We start from the raw sequence: 2,020 nt of genomic DNA, 5'->3' as shown, positions 1-2,020 counted from the left end.
TGATGAAATCGGAATACGCATCCAGCCCGTGTTCCTGATTTGGTCCAGAAATCTCTACCTCCCGACCGGGGGAAAATTGGGGAGCACATCAAGAAAACAAGGATCCTCTTAAAACATGGAGGGAACTTGGGGAGCAGGTCAAAACTGCTATTATTACAGGGTTCATGAAAATGAATAACTGGAACAAAAGTTACAGTTTTTAGTTATACATACTTTGGTAAACTACTTTGACATATTTTGGGACTACTCAGTATTTGCATTTATAATTCTCTATACTCTTCAAGGCTCAGTGATGGACGCAGGCCTAATTGCGGCAGCCTTTGCTTTACCTAATGCAGTGTTGAGTCATAAGGCAGGCTATCTCGTTGATAAAGTAAATAACAACTTTTTATTCTTGTGTTCCAACCTAGTTGTTGCTAGCGGAGCTTTATTCGCATTAACTTCTGATAATCAAATTGCTTTTTTATTGGCGATTTTAGTTAGATCTACTGGAAGATGCTTCACGTCAATACTTTCTCAACGACACATATCTCTTCACCATACTTATAAAGAATATGTAAAAGTAAACAGCACAATTTCACTAATTTCAAATATCGCCAAAGTAGCAGCGCCACTGTTATTCTCCTTAACAGCTTTGTATTTACCTGACGTTAATAAGCTAGTCTTCTCTCTCGTAATGTCAGTAATTTTGGTACTAAATTGCTTATTATACACCTTGCGTAAAGAAAATATACAGATTGAAGATATCAGTAATCCATCTCAAAGATCTACCTCAAATGGTTATAAATTAATATCAAAAGATGCATATTTACTTTGGGGAACTATTGTATATTGCTTGAGCATTTTTGCAGTTTACATATCAGATGATCTATTGGCCTATCTGTATTTGAGCTTAGGGGGACAAGGAGCTCATATTGGAACACTAATTGCGACAATCGGGGCTGGAGGGATTATTGGGTCTTATCTAGTTCCTTACATTGAGCGCATCTCCGGTCTTTTAAGGACATTCCTTATCTCACTCTGCTTTGACGCTGTCTGTTTTCTCGCATACTTCTTAATTTCCATATCTAGCTTCTCATCACGAGCCACTTTGCTAATGTTAGTAGCATTTTGTATGGGAGTTGGTACTGCCTTTGGTATTGTTGGGTTCCGATCTTTAGCTCAACAAAGAAGCAATGCGTCCAATATCGGAAAAATTTACGGAACAATTCAGAGTATAACGTCAATTACTGTTCTAATACTACCACTAACAGGGGCTTTAATTGCAGATACATTTGGTAATGGAGTTCCATTTCTAATTACATCTATAATATTAGTTATATGCTCGTTACTTCTCATTACTAGATTTTCTTTACTTACAAGCACAAAGGATAAACTAAATGTTGAACAATAAGCTAGATTTAAACTCAGACTTCTCCAAGATCTATCAGCAAGGAAAAAAATTAGGCGATTGGAATCAGAAAATCGACTGGACGAGGTTGCACTCTGAGAAAATGCCTGATGATCTGAGGAAGAAATCCGTTTTCGTATCAAAAAGCTCGAGTTATGTTGAGCAAATTGGCATGGCAAATGCTGCATTACTTCTTCAGAGGTGTGAAGACATAAATCTTAAACTTGGGCTTGCTCAAGCTGTCAATGATGAAGCGCGACATGCAGAAGTGTTCCTTAGATACGCGCAGGAATTAGGTGCTGAAATTCCCCCTCTTGAAACTATCCAAGATGAATTAACACCGCATTTTGACGCTTTGACCGATTTCGATCTGATTTTTCTTTCCCATGTATACTTAGAGAATCTAGCTCTCGAGCAATTTAACATATTCATCAATTCGTTCAAAGGCGTTGTCACGTAAACTTTGGCACCAGCCTGATGAGATAGCGATTGGCGTATGACGCCATCATCGATTAGCTACAAGCGCCAGTGTTTCCCGTCCGAGATCATTGCTCACGTGGTTTGGCTCTATCATCGCTTCTATTTGAGCCTGCGCGAGGTTGAAGAGATGCTGTTTACGCTCTGCATTGC

2 protein-coding genes and 1 pseudogene are annotated in these 2,020 nt (G+C 38.8%); all 3 read left to right on the top strand.

Annotated features, from left to right (window positions below; translation table 11 throughout):
• The first annotated feature begins 214 nt into the window (after positions 1-214).
• Positions 215-1,393, top strand: a complete 1,179-nt coding sequence (locus tag AYK67_RS03195; RefSeq protein WP_068082250.1) for an MFS transporter — start codon at positions 215-217, stop codon at positions 1,391-1,393.
• A complete protein-coding gene (locus AYK67_RS03190) occupies positions 1,380-1,850 on the top strand; it encodes a ferritin family protein (RefSeq protein WP_068082247.1) in 471 nt (156 codons plus the stop codon). The genes AYK67_RS03195 and AYK67_RS03190 overlap by 14 nt, the downstream gene beginning before the upstream one ends.
• A 36-nt stretch (positions 1,851-1,886) precedes the next feature.
• Positions 1,887-2,020, top strand: a pseudogene (locus tag AYK67_RS17430) (IS6 family transposase); the annotation flags it as partial.

The organism is Polycladidibacter stylochi, assembly GCF_001562055.1.
Lineage (GTDB): Bacteria > Pseudomonadota > Alphaproteobacteria > Rhizobiales > Stappiaceae > Pseudovibrio > Pseudovibrio stylochi.
The sequence above is the reverse complement of the archived record's forward strand: the minus strand, read 5'-3'. Positions and strand labels throughout refer to the sequence as shown.

Coding starts and splice junctions, on each gene's coding strand:
- AYK67_RS03190 (WP_068082247.1), top strand. CDS start 1,380: ATGTTGAACAATAAGCTAGATTTAAACTCAGACTTCTCCAAGATCTAT.